At 52.0% G+C, this 17,244-nt stretch carries 16 protein-coding genes and 1 pseudogene; 8 read left to right on the forward strand and 9 right to left on the reverse strand.

Features of this window, described 5'->3' with window-relative positions; all coding sequences use genetic code 11:
• Nucleotides 1-45 precede the first annotated feature (45 nt).
• The 3 genes from GM557_RS03150 (at nt 46) to GM557_RS03160 (ending at nt 2,546) form a co-directional block, all read left to right on the forward strand.
• The gene (locus GM557_RS03150) at nt 46-204 is read left to right on the forward strand and encodes a hypothetical protein (RefSeq protein WP_155572925.1); all 159 of its coding nucleotides are present in this window, start codon (nt 46-48) and stop codon (nt 202-204) included.
• An 81-nt stretch (nt 205-285) separates the two neighbouring features.
• Entirely contained in the window at nt 286-903 is a 618-nt protein-coding gene (gene rpsD / locus GM557_RS03155; protein ID WP_043560719.1) for a 30S ribosomal protein S4, read from the forward strand.
• Between the two features lie 89 nt (nt 904-992).
• Nucleotides 993-2,546 carry a peptide chain release factor 3 gene (locus tag GM557_RS03160; protein ID WP_099026130.1) on the forward strand — a complete coding sequence of 518 codons (1,554 nt, stop codon included), beginning with the start codon at nt 993-995 and terminating at the stop codon, nt 2,544-2,546.
• On the opposite strand, the gene GM557_RS03165 is transcribed toward GM557_RS03160, so the two are convergent.
• The 6 genes from GM557_RS03165 to aroB all read right to left on the reverse strand — a co-directional run bounded on the left by GM557_RS03165 (nt 2,543) and on the right by aroB (nt 10,631).
• On the reverse strand, nt 2,543-3,454 hold the full coding sequence (locus tag GM557_RS03165) for an endonuclease/exonuclease/phosphatase family protein (protein ID WP_230880585.1): 912 nt from the start codon (nt 3,452-3,454) through the stop codon (nt 2,543-2,545). The genes GM557_RS03160 and GM557_RS03165 overlap by 4 nt on opposite strands.
• Nucleotides 3,444-4,136 carry a carbonic anhydrase gene (locus GM557_RS03170; protein ID WP_155572926.1) on the reverse strand — a complete coding sequence of 231 codons (693 nt, stop codon included), beginning with the start codon at nt 4,134-4,136 and terminating at the stop codon, nt 3,444-3,446. The genes GM557_RS03165 and GM557_RS03170 overlap by 11 nt, the downstream gene beginning before the upstream one ends.
• 136 nt (nt 4,137-4,272) lie before the next feature.
• Nucleotides 4,273-6,912 carry an alanine--tRNA ligase gene (alaS, locus tag GM557_RS03175; protein WP_155572927.1) on the reverse strand — a complete coding sequence of 880 codons (2,640 nt, stop codon included), beginning with the start codon at nt 6,910-6,912 and terminating at the stop codon, nt 4,273-4,275.
• Between the two features lie 92 nt (nt 6,913-7,004).
• Nucleotides 7,005-7,439, reverse strand: coding sequence for a GtrA family protein (locus tag GM557_RS03180; protein ID WP_155572928.1), 435 nt, complete (start codon nt 7,437-7,439; stop codon nt 7,005-7,007).
• A gap of 176 nt (nt 7,440-7,615) precedes the next feature.
• A complete protein-coding gene (locus GM557_RS03185) occupies nt 7,616-8,764 on the reverse strand; it encodes an OmpA family protein (RefSeq protein WP_155572929.1) in 1,149 nt (382 codons plus the stop codon).
• A 187-nt stretch (nt 8,765-8,951) separates the two neighbouring features.
• Nucleotides 8,952-10,631, reverse strand: coding sequence for a 3-dehydroquinate synthase (aroB, locus tag GM557_RS03190; protein ID WP_155572930.1), 1,680 nt, complete (start codon nt 10,629-10,631; stop codon nt 8,952-8,954).
• A 131-nt stretch (nt 10,632-10,762) separates the two neighbouring features.
• Here aroB and GM557_RS03195 point away from each other — a divergent pair, with 131 nt between their 5' ends.
• From GM557_RS03195 to GM557_RS03205, 3 genes are all read left to right on the forward strand, one after another.
• Entirely contained in the window at nt 10,763-10,966 is a 204-nt protein-coding gene (locus GM557_RS03195) for a hypothetical protein (RefSeq protein ID WP_155572931.1), read from the forward strand.
• 14 nt (nt 10,967-10,980) lie between these two features.
• The gene (locus tag GM557_RS03200; RefSeq protein WP_155573485.1) at nt 10,981-11,877 is read left to right on the forward strand and encodes a tyrosine recombinase; all 897 of its coding nucleotides are present in this window, start codon (nt 10,981-10,983) and stop codon (nt 11,875-11,877) included.
• Between the two features lie 72 nt (nt 11,878-11,949).
• A complete protein-coding gene (locus GM557_RS03205) occupies nt 11,950-12,918 on the forward strand; it encodes an acetyl-CoA carboxylase carboxyltransferase subunit alpha (protein ID WP_099026123.1) in 969 nt (322 codons plus the stop codon).
• Between the two features lie 126 nt (nt 12,919-13,044).
• On the opposite strand, the gene GM557_RS03210 is transcribed toward GM557_RS03205, so the two are convergent.
• A complete protein-coding gene (locus GM557_RS03210) occupies nt 13,045-13,884 on the reverse strand; it encodes a DNA adenine methylase (protein ID WP_155572932.1) in 840 nt (279 codons plus the stop codon).
• A 208-nt stretch (nt 13,885-14,092) separates the two neighbouring features.
• Between GM557_RS03210 and GM557_RS03215 the strand changes: the two genes are divergently transcribed.
• The gene (locus tag GM557_RS03215) at nt 14,093-14,812 is read left to right on the forward strand and encodes a MutH/Sau3AI family endonuclease (RefSeq protein WP_196424584.1); all 720 of its coding nucleotides are present in this window, start codon (nt 14,093-14,095) and stop codon (nt 14,810-14,812) included.
• A gap of 45 nt (nt 14,813-14,857) precedes the next feature.
• On the opposite strand, the gene GM557_RS03220 is transcribed toward GM557_RS03215, so the two are convergent.
• Entirely contained in the window at nt 14,858-15,622 is a 765-nt protein-coding gene (locus GM557_RS03220; protein ID WP_155572934.1) for a molybdopterin-binding protein, read from the reverse strand.
• A gap of 135 nt (nt 15,623-15,757) precedes the next feature.
• On the opposite strand from GM557_RS03220, the gene GM557_RS03225 reads away from it, so the two are divergent.
• Entirely contained in the window at nt 15,758-16,651 is an 894-nt protein-coding gene (locus GM557_RS03225; RefSeq protein ID WP_155573486.1) for an SMP-30/gluconolactonase/LRE family protein, read from the forward strand.
• 28 nt (nt 16,652-16,679) lie between these two features.
• Here the strand turns inward: GM557_RS03225 and mutT are convergent.
• Nucleotides 16,680-17,087, reverse strand: a pseudogene (mutT, locus tag GM557_RS03230) (8-oxo-dGTP diphosphatase MutT); the annotation flags it as partial.
• Nucleotides 17,088-17,244 lie beyond the last annotated feature (157 nt).

A 17,244-nucleotide genomic window follows, 5' to 3' on the forward strand; every position in this document is an offset into this window, starting at 1 on the left:
TGGACTTATAAAAACGCATCTTAATTTTATAGTTTTTATAAGGCGATGGTAGCGATTGCTTCCTGTTTCTTGACATTCCTCATCCCTTCATGTACTCGCAACCCCATTGCCGGGAATGTGGATGGTCTGGCTGGGAGGCAGCGCGCTGTGGCGTTGTTCTTCCGTATGGTCGTAGGCGATTCCGTTCTGTCTAACCATTGTTGAACATGGGGAGAGAGCCTACCGGTGCAACAAAGGGCTGCCGCGCAGAATCGGTACGTCTGAGAGAGAATACGGGTTTAACCGATGTCAAAACGTCTTGAGAGCAAGTATAAAATTAACCGCCGCCTTGGCGTTAACCTGTGGGGCCGTGCAAAATCCCCCGTTAATCGCCGTGAATATGGCCCCGGCCAGCATGGGCAGCGTCGCCGTCAGAAGCCATCTGACTATTCTGTTCAGTTGATGGCGAAGCAGAAGCTGAAGGGTTATTACGGTAACATCAGCGAGAAGCAGTTCCGCCGTTATTATGATGAGGCTGTGCGCCGCAAGGGTGATACGTCTGAGAACCTGATTGGTCTGTTGGAGCGTCGTCTGGATGCGGTTATTTACCGCCTGAAATTTGCTATGACGCCATTTGCTGCACGTCAGTTTGTCAGCCACGGCCATGTGTTGGTGAATGGTAAGCGCGTCAATATTCCTTCTTACCTCGTGAAGGAAGGGGATGTGATTGAGGTGCGTGAGAAGTCCAAGCAGCTCGCAATTGTTCTGGATTCCGTCCAGAGTGCTGAGCGCGATGTGCCTGAATATATCGAGGTTGATCATCGCCAGATGAAGGGTACCTTCATCCGCGTGCCGCAGCTTTCCGATGTGCCGTATCCGGTGCAGATGGAGCCGAATCTGGTGGTCGAGTTCTACTCCCGCTAAGAGACGGTTTTTGAGCCGTATAAGAGACGCCGGGCGGTTTGTACCGTCCGGCGTTTGCTGTTTCATGCTCATAAGTGAGGAAAGTCCCTATGTCCGAGTCTCCTAAAGCTGGTGATATTGCAGCGGAGGTGTCACGCCGGCGCACATTTGCCATCATCTCCCATCCTGACGCTGGTAAAACCACGTTGACAGAGCGTATCCTTCGCGCTGGTGGGGCGATTCAGCTAGCTGGGAATGTGCGGGCCAAGGGGGAGCGGCGGCGCACCCGTTCGGACTGGATGAGCATTGAGAAGGACCGTGGTATTTCTGTTGTTACCTCGGTGATGACCTTCAATTACGGGGGCTGTGTCTTTAACCTGCTAGACACACCGGGCCATGAGGATTTCTCTGAAGATACATACCGCACGCTAACGGCGGTGGATTGCGCCGTGATGGTGATTGACGCGGCAAAGGGGATTGAGGCACGGACGCGGAAACTCTTTGAGATTTGCCGGTTGAGGGATATTCCCATCGTCACCTTCATCAATAAGATGGACCGTGAGGCACAAGATTGCTTTGAGCTGCTTGATGAGATTTCTAGCGCATTGGCGTTGGATGTCTCCCCTGCGACATGGCCGGTTGGGCGTGCTGCAAAATTTGCCGGGATTTATGATATCCGCACCAAATCTCTGCATCTCAAAGAGGAGTTAGCAGAGGATGATGAACGCTTGCAGCTGATGCGGGAGGAGGTAGAGCTTGCTGAGGGCGTATTGCCCCCCTTTGAGCAAGAGTTTTTTGATGAGGGCCATTTAACGCCCGTCTTTTTCGGCTCCGCGATGAAGGAAATTGGCGTTACGGATTTGCTGGATGCGCTTGTTGCGTACGGGCCGCCACCGCGCGCGCAATCCTCTGAGACGCGTGAGGTTGAGGCAACGGAGGAGAATGTCACGGCCTTAATCTTTAAGATTCAAGCCAATATGGACCCTAACCATCGGGACCGCATGGCCTTTGCGCGTGTGTGCTCTGGCCGTTTAACGCGTGGTATGCGCCTTAAACATGTGCGGGTTGGTAAACAATTCGCCCTGCACACGCCGCAATTCTTCTTCGCCCAAGACCGTCAGTTAGTGGAGGAAGCCTTTGCAGGTGATGTGGTGGGCATCCCGAACCATGGCACATTGCGGATTGGGGATACATTAACCGATGGCGAGGAGCTGCGCTTTACCGGTGTGCCTCATTTTGCACCAGAAATTCTTCGCCGTGTGCGTTTAGATGATGCTATGAAGGCCAAGAAACTCCGCCAAGCATTGGTTGAATTAGCAGAGGAAGGGGTTGTCCAGCTCTTTCGCCCTCAAGATGGAGCACCGCCGATTGTCGGGGTGGTGGGTACCTTGCAGCTTGATGTTCTACAATCCCGCCTGAATGCTGAATATAACGTGCCTGTTGGTTTTGAGAGCACGCCCTTCACTCTAGCGCGTTGGGTTACGGGCGAAAAGGCGGCGTTGGAGCAATTTACGGCTGTCAATCGTAGTGCCATGGCTGATGATTTGGATGGAGACCCCGTCTTTCTCGCTGGTTCAGGCTTTATGATGAATCGCGCTATGGAGATGAATGAGGCCCTCAGCTTCCATGATATTAAGCAGATTGGGCTTGTTGAGAAGGCTTAAGGCAAAGCTAGCTGGACAGAAACGGGGCAATGATCCGAGAGGGTTATGCCCCGTGCTGTATGGGGAAAGACCATAACCCTTAGACTATCGGCAATAAGCCACTCCCGCGCTTGGTTGCCGAGGATAATATGGTCGATAAATTGCCGCCCTCCTAAACATGGGCTGGAGAAGCCAGCAGTGGTCAGGGTGAGGGGGGCATCGCTTTGCAGGGTTTGCATAAGTGGGTCGAGCGGGGTGAGGCGGCGGTTAAAATCGCCTAGAATGGCAAAAGGGATACCGTCATCTTGACGGTCTAAAATCCAATTTTCAATGACGTGAAATTGTTGATAAAGCAGCCGACAAGCCCGTTTTTTAGAGGTCAGTGGCTGGGCCCAGCAGCCTGTTTTTAAGTGCAGGATGAGGAGGCGTAAATGGGCATCCCCATGATGGATGGTGATGTCTAGCCCCCCTCTTAGGGGGTGGTGATGGCCCTCTTGTAGTATATTGAGGGCCGTAAGCTCCGGGTTGAGGGTTGCTGTCAGCCCCTTATCGCGCCGCATAGCAAGGCCGACTTGCTGGATGATGGGGTCAGGCGCAAAGAACAGAACATAATCCTGCGGGGGGAAAACCTGTCGTGCTGCGTCTGGGCCATCGACTTCCTCAAAGGCGATAAGGTCGCTTTGGAGCTTCTCTGCATAAGCGCGCAAGGCAGCAAAATCGGCCTGTGTCCGGGTAGGGACGTTAGGCGGTAAGGCGGGGTCATTAGCGGGGCGGAGGGTGAGCCAATCCATATTCCAGCTTGTGAGTTTAAGCGGGGTAGAGGCTTGAGCGGATGAGAGGAAGCCAAAGAGCATGGCACATAAAAAACCGCCTACGAGCGCGCGCAGGCGGTTTTTATAGTTTGTCATGATGGCATGATTAAACATCATTGGGGTTTTTATTTTTTCTAAGGATAGCGATAGCCTCTTTGACGGAATGTTCTGTTTTGGCATCCTCAGTAAGAATATAAACACGGCCCTTCTTAATATCGTAATACCATCCTTGCACATTTAGCTCCCCACGGGAGAGGGCTTTGGCAACGATGGGATGGGTTTTTAGATGTGTAATCTGCAAACGAACATTTGCTTCCGCAAGGTCGCGCACATCCTTAGGGCCGACATCTTCGGCACGGAGGTCACTAATAGTCGCAGCGGCGGCCTCTGCATTATGCAACCAACGGCGGACGGTGGGCATATGTTTTAGCTTGTCCGGTTCCGTAGCTAAGTCGATGAGAGCCGACATAGCCCCGCAGTTAGAATGACCGCAGATGATGATGTTCTTTACCTTGAGCGCACCGACAGCATATTCAATGGCTGAGGCGATTGCCCCAACCATATTGCCATAGGCGGGGACGATATTACCGACATTGCGGATGAGGAACAGCTCACCCGGCTCTGTCTGTGTAATCAGGCTAGGGCTGATGCGGCTATCCGCACAGGTGATGAACAAGGTTGGCGGGGTCTGATCGTAAGCTAGACTCTGGAATAGATCCTGCTTTTGTGGATACACTTCGCTCTCGAAAGTCTGCACGCCATCCAGCAGCTCTAGCAGAGTGTTACGGTGAAAGACCATATTTTTGTTTCCCCGGTTAAGACGCCTCATACAAAAATAAAAGATGGCGTAATGGCAGGTGGAGCGATAGAGAGATACAGCCCTATCGCTCCGCACCCTTAAAAAGATTTTTAATCTCCGTCTAGCTGAAAAGACCTTAACCCTCTGTAAGTTTACGGCGAATCATCTCAAACACAGCTTCAGCAGCGGGTTCAGTCCCACCGGCTTGGGCCATGTCGGGACGGCCACCGCCACCTTTACCATCCATGAGGGCAGAAGCCTCACGGACAAGGGCTACAGCATCAAAACGTGTGGTGAGGTCTTTGCTAATGGCAATGACGATGCTGCCACGCTCATTCGCCCCGGAGATTAACGCGACAACGCCGGAGGAAATCTGTTTGAGCAGCCCCTCAGCTAGTCCTTTGAGGTCCTTGGGGTTTACATCCTCCAAGAAGCGGGCTGCAAGCGTAACACCGTTGATTGTCTCGCTTGATGCCGCACCATCCCCCGTTGTTAGCTTATGTTGCAGAGAGGAAATCTGCGCATTTAAGGCTTTGCGCTCCTCTAACAAAGCGGCAAGACGAGCGGGAGCCTCAGCCGGTGTGACCTTGAGCAGAGCGGCCATCTCGGCAAGGCGGTCCTCACTAGTGCGAATAGCCTGTTCTGCTGCGGCCCCACATACGGCCTCAATGCGGCGCACACCAGATGAGACCCCGCTTTCGGACAGGATGCGGAAAAGGCCAATCTCACCCAGACGGTTTACATGCGTTCCGCCGCAAAGCTCGATGGAGTAGGCTTGGCGGTTTTTCTCATCCTCATCCCCCATGAAGACAACGCGCACCTCGTCGCCATATTTCTCACCAAAGAGGGCCATAGCCCCGCTCTCAATGGCTTGCTCCTGCGTCATGAGGCGCGTTTCAACCGGGCTATTTTGCCGGATGCGCGCATTAACCTCAGCCTCAATGTGCTTTAGCTCCTCCTCAGTGAGGGGACGGGGCTGGCTGATGTCAAACCGCAAACGATCCGGCGTGTTGAGGCTACCTTTTTGGGTGACATGCTCGCCAATGTGACGGCGCAAGGCCTCATGCAATAAATGTGTGGCAGAGTGATGCCCGCGCACGGCCGTCCGGCGTGTATGGTCGATTTCGGCATGGACATCCATACCGGGTTTGAGGACACCCTCCACCACGCGGCCATAATGCACGATGAGCGTGCCGTTCTTCTTTTGCGTATCGGTGATGTCGATTTTCAAACCGGGGCCTGTGAGCGTGCCGTGGTCGCCCACTTGCCCACCACTCTCCCCATAAAAAGGCGATTGGTTGAGAAGAATAGCGACTTCATCACCCGCTTTTGCCTCGGCGAGTTCATCACTACCGCGGAAGATAGATTGCACTTGGGCATCCGCGGCTTCACTTACATAGCCGAGGAACTCCGTCCCCCCGAAGCGGTCGCGCGCATCAAACCACACAGTCTCTACAGCACTATCGCCAGAGCCCACCCAGGCCGCACGGGCACGTTGGCGTTGCTCAGCCATGGCATTTTCAAAGCCTGCCTCATCCACTTTATGGCCGCGCTCACGGAGGACATCTTGGGTAAGGTCCAGCGGGAAGCCAAATGTGTCGTAAAGCTTAAAAGCCACATCACCGGGGAGCTGCCCTTTGCTGGAGAGGCGTCCCATTTCCTCTTCCAGCAGAGCCATCCCACGGCCAAGTAAGGCGGTGAAGCGTTCTTCCTCGCCTTTCATGGTCTCAGCAATGAGGGCTTTATGCTGGTTTAGCTCTGGGTAGGCATGGCCCATCTGTTGGATGAGCGCGGGGAGGAGGCGATAAAAAACAGGCTCCTTCGCGCCCATGAGATGGAGATGGCGCATGGCACGGCGCATAATGCGGCGTAAGACATAGCCGCGCCCTTCGCGGGAGGGGAGAACACCATCGGAGATGAGGAAGGCTGTAGAGCGTAAATGGTCAGCCACAACGCGATGGCTGGTTTTAAAACGCCCATCAGCATCTTGATGCATTAACTCCGCAGAGGCCTCAATTAAAGCGCGGAGGGTATCTGTATCGTAATTATCCTTCTTACCCTGCATAACGGCAGCGAACCGCTCTAGCCCCATGCCGGTATCAATAGAAGGATGGGGGAGGTTGGAGCGTTTGCCCTCACCTTCCTCAAAGAATTGCATAAAGACGAGATTCCAAATCTCGACAAAGCGGTCGCCATCTTCATCAGGGCTACCGGGAGGGCCCCCAGCAACAGAGGGGCCGTGGTCGTAAAAGATTTCGGAGGAGGGGCCACAAGGGCCAGTATCGCCCATGCGCCAGAAATTATCAGAGGTAGCAATGCGGATGATTTTTTCGTCCGTAAGACCTGCGATTTTTTTCCACAATTCTGCGGCTTCATGGTCATCTGCATAGACAGTAACAAGCAGCTTTTTCGCAGGGATGGAGAAGCCCTTGGTTAGGAGTGTCCAAGCGAATTCAATCACTTCCGCTTTGAAGTAGTCTCCAAAGCTGAAATTACCCATCATCTCAAAGAAAGTATGATGCCGGGCTGTATAGCCAACATTATCAAGGTCGTTATGCTTCCCGCCCGCCCGGACGACCTTTTGGGCTGTTGTTGCACGCTTGAAGGGTAAGCTCTCTTGCCCGGTAAAGACGTTTTTAAAAGGGACCATCCCCGCATTGGTAAAAAGAAGGGATGGGTCATTTTGTGGCACAAGAGACGCAGAGGGTAGAATCTGATGACCGTGAGATTCAAAGTAGCTGAGGAATTGAGAGCGGATATCGTTGGTGCTGATCATGAGCCTATAAGTCCGAAGGGCGGAAAGGAGGAATGCTTTCCGTATGTTAGAGGATTCCCGCGTTATTGGAAATGGCAGGATTCTTAGTCGGATTAGTCTTTCTTTTTGTGAAAGACGAAATGATGACAGAAGGCGAAATTGATGAACATGCCGCCAGCCGTGCCGCAAAGAAGGGCGATAAAAGTATAATGGCGTGTAAGGGGCCAGAGGCTGAACAGAGCCAGCACAATTCCGCGATTGATGATAAATCCGGGTAAGTTAGCGAGGATGAATCGTCCCCATTGGTGATGAAGTGTATAGCTTTCGCGGCAACGGTCGCGGAATGTCCAATAACGATTTAACAACCAGTTATTGCTAGAGGCCACAATATAAGCAAGCAAAGCGGCGAGGCGCAGGCCAAGGGCATGACGAAAGAGCGATAATGTAGCCCAATCTACCAGGAAGCCTATCGCACCAACGATACCAAAATAGAAGAACCGTTGGAGGAGGGGATAATATTTTTGCCAGTTTTGTTTGATGAGGTGCATTGCTTCTTTTAGGTGCCAACGCTGTGAGGGATGGAATAGCTAGGGGCTTAGCATAGCTTGGCTCTAGACGTAAGGATTTCTAGAACGGTTTTAGAGATAAAAAGCCCACAAAAAAGGGCACCCGGAGGTGCCCTCTTTCACAAACCTTAGATGGTCCGCTGAGTGTTCATCTGAACTTACTTCAGGATGATCTCAACACGACGGTTCTGCGGCTCACGTGTGTTTTTAGCTGTTGTAACCAGCGGCTTGGCATCGCCGTAACCGTGGATGTCGATAGCTGTAGCAGGCACGCCGAGACGGACCAGCTCAGCCTTCACGCTGTTAGCGCGCTTGATGGAGAGACCCATGTTGTACTTCTCACCACGCGGGCCAGGATGAGCAGCGGAGTTATCGGTGTAACCGTTAACTTCGATGCGTGTTGTCTGGACGTGTGTGGAAGCTTGAGCAGCCTGAGCAACGATCTCACGAGCGCGACCTGTCAGGTTGGACTTATCCCAGTCGAAGAAGACGAGGTAAGTGCGAGCAGCCTGAGCCGGCGGCGGAACGACAACATGCGGTGCAGCAGGCGGAGCTGGCGGTGCGCTGTTGAAGGCGTAACGAACACCGAAGAGGAACTGGTGGGTATAGCGTGTGCCATAACCAACGCGATCACCGCGTTCACCGTCATGATGCAGGTAGTGACGGCCGTTGGAGCCCCCCCCTGAAGAACCAGCCTGACCGATGAAACGATACTGGGTGGTCAGAGCCAAACCGGGAACGCCTGGGATGTCGTAAGCCGCACCAACAATACCCTGAGCAGCGAGGCCACCTGTGGTGTTGTTGAAGTTAGGATAGTTTGTGCCGCGGTTGTAAACCTTACGGTAGTTCTGCCACATATAGCCAGCACCGATACCAACGAACGGTGTGACAGGGAAGTTGTTCAGGCCGAACATGCCGAGGTCAATGTCATACAGGACGTTGACGAACGCGCCATAGCCTTCGCTCTTACCATGAGCGTGACGTGTTCCACCATCAGCGAAGGTGCCTGTCAGACGATTGATATGCGTCTGGTTGTAGTTACCCTCAACCTCAGCACGCAGGCCGTTGCCGAAGCCATAACCAGCGGACAGATAGCCGTTAAAGCCTGTGCCGGAGTGCATTTTGCCGTAGTCTTGCGTAGCATCGCGCTTGATGCTGCGGCCTGTGCCAACGCGGGCACTCTGGTGCTGAACCAGGTTATAGCCGGCTGCCATATCGACATACGGGCCGGTGATCGTGCTGGCCATGGCGAGGGAGGGCAGAGCCACCATCGAGGTCATGGCGAGAAGTGCATTACGAATACGCATTTACTTCATCAGTCCTTAACATTGTGTAACATACGGCCATTACGGTTGGCGGGCATCGGAATGATCACCGTGTGAAGCCAGCGCGGCCGATGAGTCTGATTTAGGGGAAAGATGCCTCAAAGTTAAGAGCTTTTAGGCATCTCTGTTGCGAAGAAGTAGATACTGTGTCTAATTGAACACAGATTGATTAAGGGGCGAACCCTTCGGCAAGAAGGAGAGCGCGAACATCCTCCAAGGCGACATCACGACAGGTGAAGGCTTTGCCAATGCTGTGGAGGAGGACGAAGGTTACTTTTCCTTCGCGGAGTTTTTTATCCCGCCCCATATGTGCCAGAAGAGTCGCTGTACTGAGATTATGGGGCAAGTCGGCCTTTCCTACAGGCATATTGAGCTTATGTAGATGGGCATCTAGGCGTGCGAGATCGTCTTGGGGGGCGAGTCCCATTTTGACCGAAAGAGCAAGAGCCATATGTAGGCCGATAGATACAGCCTCCCCATGTAAGAGCCGCCCATCATAATGAAACTCGGCCTCAAAAGCGTGGGCGAAGGTATGGCCCAGATTAAGCAAGGCGCGCCCGCCAGAGTGGGCAGATTCCCGCTCATCGTCTTGTACGACTCCGGTTTTAAAGAGGCAGGCACGGCGTACCGCTTCGCCTAGAGCGGCAGGGTCGCCTTTTAAGACGGCATGGCCATGTTGCTCACACCATGCGAATAATCTTTCATCCGCAATTAAGCCTGACTTAACGATTTCTGCATACCCCGCTACGAGCTGGCGTGGGGGGAGTGTGTCCAGCACGGTTGTATCAGCTAGAACGAGGTTAGGCTGCCAGAAGGCTCCGATGAGATTCTTCCCGGCTTTTGCGTTGATGCCGGTTTTCCCGCCGACAGAGCTATCAACTTGAGCAAGCAATGTGGTGGGGATTTGGATAAAGGGTACGCCGCGCAAAATGCTTGCAGCAACAAAGCCAGCAAGATCCCCTACAACACCACCGCCAAAGGCTATGATGGTTGTGCCGCGCTCTATCCCTTGGGCGAGAATCGTTTCAATGACGTCTTCAAATCGCTTGAGGGATTTGCTGCTTTCCCCGGGCGGTACGGTGATGGTGGCAAAATGGATGCCAGCGCGGGTGAGGCTTTCTTCTAGCGCAGCGAGATGCAAGGAGGCGACCGTGCTATCTGTGAGGATAACAGCGCGGTTATTGGGCAGGTGAGGGCGGATGCGTAAGCCTGCATCATGCAAAAGCTGAGGGCCGGTGAGTACTTCATAGCTATGGCCTGCCAATGTAACGGGAACATGATGCGGTGGTGTGGCTGTGGCGAGTTGGGTTGTGATGGTGTGTGTGGCGTGTTCCACGCTTTCATCTCCACATTCGATGATGAGGTCGGCCTCTGCGTAATAAGGGTAACGCTCTTGGGCGAGGCGGCGGAGGGTTGCTTCTGGGTCGCCTTGGGCTAAGAGAGGCCGGTTATGGCGATTATGGAGGAGACGTTTGAGGAGGGTTGGCATGGGGACATGCAACCATATAGTGCAAATGTCTGTTCGTTTATGGCTAAGGGCGCGGGTGCGTGGGTGCATCCACGCTCCGCCGCCTGTGGCAAGGATACATGGCCCCCCCTTGAGGAGGCGGCGTATGACCCGATGCTCTCCCGCACGGAAATGGGCCTCTCCATGTTGGGAGAAGATTTCTGCAATGCTTTGGCGGCTTGCTTTTTCAATTTCGGCATCAGTATCGATAAAAGGGATACCGTAATAGTGGGCAAGTTGGCGGCCTAGCGTGGTTTTGCCAGCCCCCATGAGGCCAACAAGCACAATAATATGAAAAGGGGGCTTCTCTGACGAAGCGCGCGGGGAAGGAGAGTGCGACATAGCGTTTTTCTATCACGGCTAAAGAGGCGGGGGTAGGTCTCCTCTATGTTTAAGAGCATGTTGGAGAAGGAGGGTTTTTAAAATGGCTTCTTCCCTTTATAAGCGTGTCATATCCTTTGGGGAGTGATTTTATGAAAGTCATTGTGCGTTTGGCTGTGGCCTTATTGGTCCTGATTATACTGGCAGGGGGCGGCTATATCTTAACGCATGGGGAGCATGCTCCTGCTCCTGTTATGGTTCATCATGACTTAGTGCCCCATGCTGCACCTAGCGCGCCAGCACAGACAAGCGGGGGGGCAAGCTTGCCGGAGCTACCCCCTGTTGGAGGGCATTGAAGCATCGCACTTTTATGGTGGAGTCTGCGGCTCTTATAGATTCGTTCTTGGAGACGATGTTGGCCGAGCGCGGGGCGGCTCAAAAGACGCGGCAAGCTTATCGTGCTGATTTGGAGGATTTCGCCCGTTGGTGTGCGCCGGAGTCCGTAGCTGTAGTGCCAGCAATGCGTGTTCACGCCTATTTTGCGGCGTTAGGGCGCGCGGGGCTTGCCGCACGCACACAAGCGCGGCGGCTTTCTGCCCTTAAACAATTTGCCCGCTTTTTGCTTCAAATGGGTGTGCGTGAGGATGATTTTACAGCAGGCCAAGCAACGCCACGTTATCAGGCAGGCTTGCCTCATCCGCTTAGCGAAGCTGAGGTGCAAAAACTGTTAGAGAAAGGCACGCGCGGCCATGCTGATGTGCGGCGCGATTTACTGGCTCGCGTAGCGTTAGAGCTGCTCTATACAACGGGCCTGCGGATTAGCGAGCTCCTCACCCTTCCTGCGCAGGCAGTGCGTCATAAGGGAGGGATGTTGCCCATCCGCGGTAAAGGCGGGCGGGAGCGGCTTGTGCCGTTCTCTTATGCTGCGCGCGAGGCGGCAGAGGCCTTGATAGCTTATGATAGTGTGTTGGATAGCCCGTGGCTGTTCCCCGGTCGTAACCCCAAAAAGCCTCTAACCCGGCAGGGTTTTGATAAGATTTTGCACGCTTGTGCGCTTCAAGCGGGAATAGACCCGCAACGGGTTAGCCCGCATGTATTGCGACATTCCTTTGCTACACATTTGCTCAATCGTGGTGCGGATCTTAGAGCGTTACAGATGTTGTTAGGTCATGCTGATATTACGACCACGCAAATTTACACACAGGTGATGACAGAGCGGTTGAAAGAAACTGTTCGGCAGTATCATCCCTTAGGACGAAGGGGATAAGGGGCGAGTTTCTCGTTAGGAAATGCAAATAAGGGCTATTTTAGGCTTTCTTGGCGTGCTATCGGGCAGGGTATGCGCCAGTTCCTAGATTTTGAAAAATCAGTTGCCGAGCTTGAGACCAAGATCGGTGAACTTCGTCAGGTTAGCCGCCAAGAAAATGGGGCCGGCCTGGATGGTCTGAATATTGATGAGGAAATGACCCGTCTGTCTGAAAAGGCGGATAAGCAGCTTCGCACTTTGTATGGCAAATTAACGCCATTGCAGAAGGTACAAGTTGCACGCCATGCACAGCGGCCTCACGCTTTGGATTACATCGAATCCCTCATGACAGAATACACCCCTCTTGCGGGGGATCGTCTTTTTGGGGATGACCAAGCTCTTATCGGGGGGCTTGCGCGCTTTCGGGGTCAGCCTGTTGTGGTGATTGGCACAGAGCGTGGCTCTGATACAGAGAGCCGTTTGCGTCATAATTTTGGGATGGCACGGCCAGAGGGGTATCGTAAGGCGCAGCGTTTGATGCGTCTGGCAGAGCGTTTTGGCCTACCGATTCTCACTTTTGTGGATACTGCTGGCGCATGGCCGGGGATTGATGCTGAGGCACGCGGTCAGGCCGAGGCGATTGCGCGGGCGATTGATACATGCCTGCAAGTAAAAGTGCCGTTGATTGCTACCGTAATTGGTGAGGGTGGCTCTGGTGGGGCGATTGCCATTGCCGCAGGGGACCGTGTGTTGATGTTAGAACATGCGATTTACTCGGTTATTTCGCCAGAAGCGGCGGCTTCTATTTTGTGGCGGGACCCGAAGATGGCCCCTAATGCCGCTGAAGCTTTGAAATTGACAGCTCATGATTTGAAGAAATTAGGGCTGATTGATCAGATTATTGAGGAGCCTGTTGGTGGTGCACAGCGTATGCCTGCCGAGGCGATTGACCGTGTTGGTGAGGCCATCGCAGAGGCTTTGGCCGCTGTGAAGGCAATCCCTAAAGAGGATTTGCTGCCATCCCGCCGGGAGCGTTATTTGGAGATGACGCGCGCTCACTGATGTGTAGGTAGTATTACGCCGTATAAGGCCGCCCCTCTCATTATAGGGGCGGTTTTTTTATGGTGAGACTGGTATGTGGCAGCTTTAAGGGAGTTTTTTTAGTACCTTAGAAGGCTCTGTATTACATCAATAATTCTTCACAATAACCTCGTTTGGCTCTTTTCCTCTGCTTCCCCCTTTGCAGTTAATGGCTCTTTTGGCGGATACTGTTTTGATATCAAAATCGCGATATAGCTCTCTAACAATCTCGGTATTAGAGTTAGAGAGCATGGCTTTTACCCCTTTGTGTGAAAGCTCTTTAAAGAGTGCGGCAAGGTCTTCTTGGTCTTGCAGAGTAAACCCCTGCTTTGTGTAGCTAGAAAAGTTAGCTGTTGGTGTCAGCGGCACATAAGGGGGGTCGAGATACACAAAATCCCCTTTTTGAGCGGTAGAACGCACTTTTTTATAATCATGGCGGCTAATGGATATAGATTTTTCATTAAGATAGCCATGGATAGCGGTTAAGTTTGTCGCATCTAGGATGTTTGGATTTTTATATTTGCCGAATGGGGTATTGAATTGGCCCTTTTTATTCTCTCGATACAGGCCGTTAAAGCATGTTTTATTCAAGAATATAAACCGGCTGGCTTGCTCTACCTTGGAGAGCGTAGTCGGGTCTTGGGCGCGTATGGCGTAAAAATAATCAGGGGTGTTCTGATGTCTGCTGAGAGCCTGCAATAGGCGGGGCAATTCATCTCTGATGATCGTATAAGCGTTGATGAGGTGAGAGTTAATATCCGAGATGGCCGCCTTTTGGGGCAGTTGGCTAAAAAAGAGTGCGCCACCGCCTAAAAAAGGTTCATAATATGTATCAAATCTTTCAGGCAGTTCCTCTTGCAGGATAGCAACTAATTGACGTTTACCGCCAGCCCATTTCACAAATGGTTTGGGGTGGATAAAATTGCTTTTGTCTCTTGAGAGAGGCATTTTGCTGATTTTCTTCCAGACAAAGGAACAAAGGAATACCTTGTTTAATGATATATCATACCTATTTATGTATGGCTATTATAGAAAATATCTTAGATTGACATAAGCTTTAATACATTCTCTATCTTAGGACAGGGCGTTTTTTAACGGTCTATCTTTATAGCGTTATGGCTTCAGCTTACTAAAAAACATGAGTAGGGGATATAAGATGACAAAAAAGACCATATCAAGGGATGAGGCTCTACATAATTTACGAAAATATATAGGCCATGATTTAGGGCTTTATGCTGAGAAATATAACATTACTATAGAAAAAGATGGAAAGATTAATAAAGGGTGGAAAGGGCAGGTTTTAGAACAGTTAGCGGGTTTGGATAATAACAATATTAGGGCACCAGACGGAGGAGATTTTGAGTTAAAATCTGTAGTGCATACAAGAAAAGGCGATAAATGGGACCCCAAGGAAACAATGGCCATTACGATGATAGATGAAGCGTCCTTAGCGAAAGAGGATGATTTTTATAAAACTCATCTATGGAGCAAGTTAGAAAAATTAATATGCTGCGCTACCTCTTTTGAGGGGAGCGGGGCGAAGACAAGTAAATTATTAAGCGTAACCTCTTTTGAGTTTTTAGATGGTGATGAGACAATAAAGGAGATAAAGAAAGACTATGAGGATATTAGAGAGAAATCTATAAAAGATGGTTTCCATAGTTTAAGTGGAAAAGATGGAACATGGATTCAACCAAGAACAAAAGGTCAAGGAGGGGTTAATCCAAGAACTGGGCAGCCTAACCCTAAGACCCGTGCATTTTATGCGCGCAAAGATTTAGTGAGGAAACTCTTCGAGCCTAATGCCAAGGCTAAGTCTTCCTTACATAAGGTCTCTGGCGCGCAAATAGGTATCCCACTAACAGATGACGAATAAACGCACTGACTCCCCGTTGGGGGAAGGGGCCGCTTAAAGGCGTGTTTAGTCTGTATGACGGGGAGGGTCGCCTTCTAGCGGTGTGAAGCCGAGGCCTTGCAATAAGTGCTTAAGGGCGGCCCCTGCATGGGAGACGGCTTGGTCATCATACCCTTTAGCTACAAGAGCCACGCCGCGTTTTGGGCCGGCATTAAAGGGGTAAGAGCCAATATCTAGCATAGGGTAGTCATGTTGCAGGGCAGTGAGGGGCTCAGCAAGGTCGCCTTCATACACATCATAGCTATACCAGCTTACGCTGGATAAAGGGGAGCCTGCCTCTAATTGCGGGATGAGCCATGAGACCATGGCTTGAAAAATACGCGGCACCCCCGCCATGACATGGACATTGCCTAAAGAGAAACCCGGCGCGGTGGAGACGCTGTTTTTAATAGGCGTTGCCCCTTGGGGGAGCCACGCCATACGCTGGCGAGCTTTATTAAAGCTCCCAGCAGGGAAAAGGGCTTCAAGCTGGCGGAAGCTTTCCTCATGGCATATCAGCGGGACGTTAAACGCCTCAGCAATGCACGCGGCGGTAATATCATCATGGGTGGGGCCAATGCCCCCGCTTGTAAAGAGGAGGTCGAACCGGGCGCGACATTCATTAACCGTTGTGATGATATGAGCAGGAATATCGGGGATGACACGGACCTCTACCAACCGAATCCCTTGATGATTGAGGGCTTGAGCAAGGACGCGCACATTTGCATCTTGTGTGCGGCCGGAGAGAATCTCATTACCAATGACAAGAAAACACGCTGTACGGGGAGCCATAAGCCTAGAATTACCTTATAATAGCCACATCCCCACAGGTTGTAGGATGTCCTATCAGCCTAGGGACGTGATGAAGGATGTATGAACCACCCTCACTATGGGCCTATTCCGGTGGTAAGAAAAGGAGTGTTCGCTATGGAGCTAGAATATCACAAACCTGTTTGTCTCTCGGACCTTCGCGCCATGCTAGGGGAGGGACCAGTTTGGATAGCGGCAGAGCAGTCCTTTTATTTTGTGGATATTCATAGCCATCGCGTCCATCGCTATTGCCTTGCAGATGCTACGCTCAAGAGTTGGAATGCCCCTAATCGGATTGGCTTTCTTCTCCCTGTCAGTGATGGCACATTTTTGGCGGGGTTGCCTGATGGGTTGCATCGGTTTGATGTTAAAACCGGGTATTTTGAACATGCGTGCACGATAGAGGCAGAGGATCCCGATAACCGCCTTAATGATGGCTGTGTGGACCAAAAAGGGCGTATCTGGTTTGGCACGATGGATGAAGGCGAGAGCCGGGAGAGTGGTGCCCTGTACCGTGTTGAGCATAAAAAGGGTCAACTTAGCGTGTCTCATTGGGATAGTGGCTATACGGTCTCAAACGGGCCAGCGCTCTCACCTTGTGGCAAGGTACTTTATGCTTGCGATAGCCCGCGCCAACGTATTTATGCGTTTGATATTACAGAGGCAGGCGAGCTTAAAAATAAGCGTATCTTCGCAACCCTGACGAAAGGGTATCCCGATGGTGTGGTGACCGATAGTGAAGGTAATCTATGGTGCGGCACATGGGCTGGTGGTCAGATTACGCGTTTCCGGCCTGATGGAACGATGATGGAGCCTATCGCTTTGCCAGTCTCTAATGTAACGAAGGTTGCTTTTGGGGGCGTGGATTATAAGACCGTTTTTGTAACGACCGCACGGAAGGGCTTAACCCCTGGTATGGCAGAGGCGCAGCCTCAAGCGGGGGGGATTTTTGCCTTCCGTACCGATATTGCTGGTAACCCCCAACATAGCTTCGCGCTGGAGCCGCTATAAGGCGGCGTCTCAGCCATTATGCCCGCTATTAGTGAGTGAGCAATTCTTGGATGTGGGGGATGAGGGGCGCATCTGCCTTTGGCATAGGATACGTCCCTAAATCTTCAGCAGAGACCCAAGCGAGGGTTTGCCCTTCCCGCCCGATAGGGTCGTTCTCCCATTGCCGGACGACATATAGCACCATGAGGAGATGGAAGGTTGCGCAATCCTCACTCACAAAAGTAAGGGGCTTTAGGGCTTCTGGTGCCACAATGAGGCCCAGCTCCTCATGGAGTTCGCGCACTAAGGCGGCCTCTGGTGATTCGGGGACTTCGACCTTCCCACCGGGAAACTCCCATAATCCTGCAAAGCTTTTGCCCTCTGGACGTTGGGCCAGCAGGACCGTGCCATTATCTTTTATGAGAGCGGCTGCTGTGACGAGTAAGGTACGGGGACGGAAGGGTGTCGTCATGCAATATTCCCATTAAGATGGACTGACCAGAGGAAAGATAAGGTTAAAATGCGCCTTTTATGCCACAGGGGGAAGAGGAAAAGTTAAAAAATGGACACAATGCTTGGCGTAAGCGCAGTAGGCCGGTAAGGAAACCGGCCTG

Source organism: Bombella sp. ESL0385 (assembly GCF_009725755.1).
GTDB classification, from domain to species: domain Bacteria; phylum Pseudomonadota; class Alphaproteobacteria; order Acetobacterales; family Acetobacteraceae; genus Bombella; species Bombella pollinis.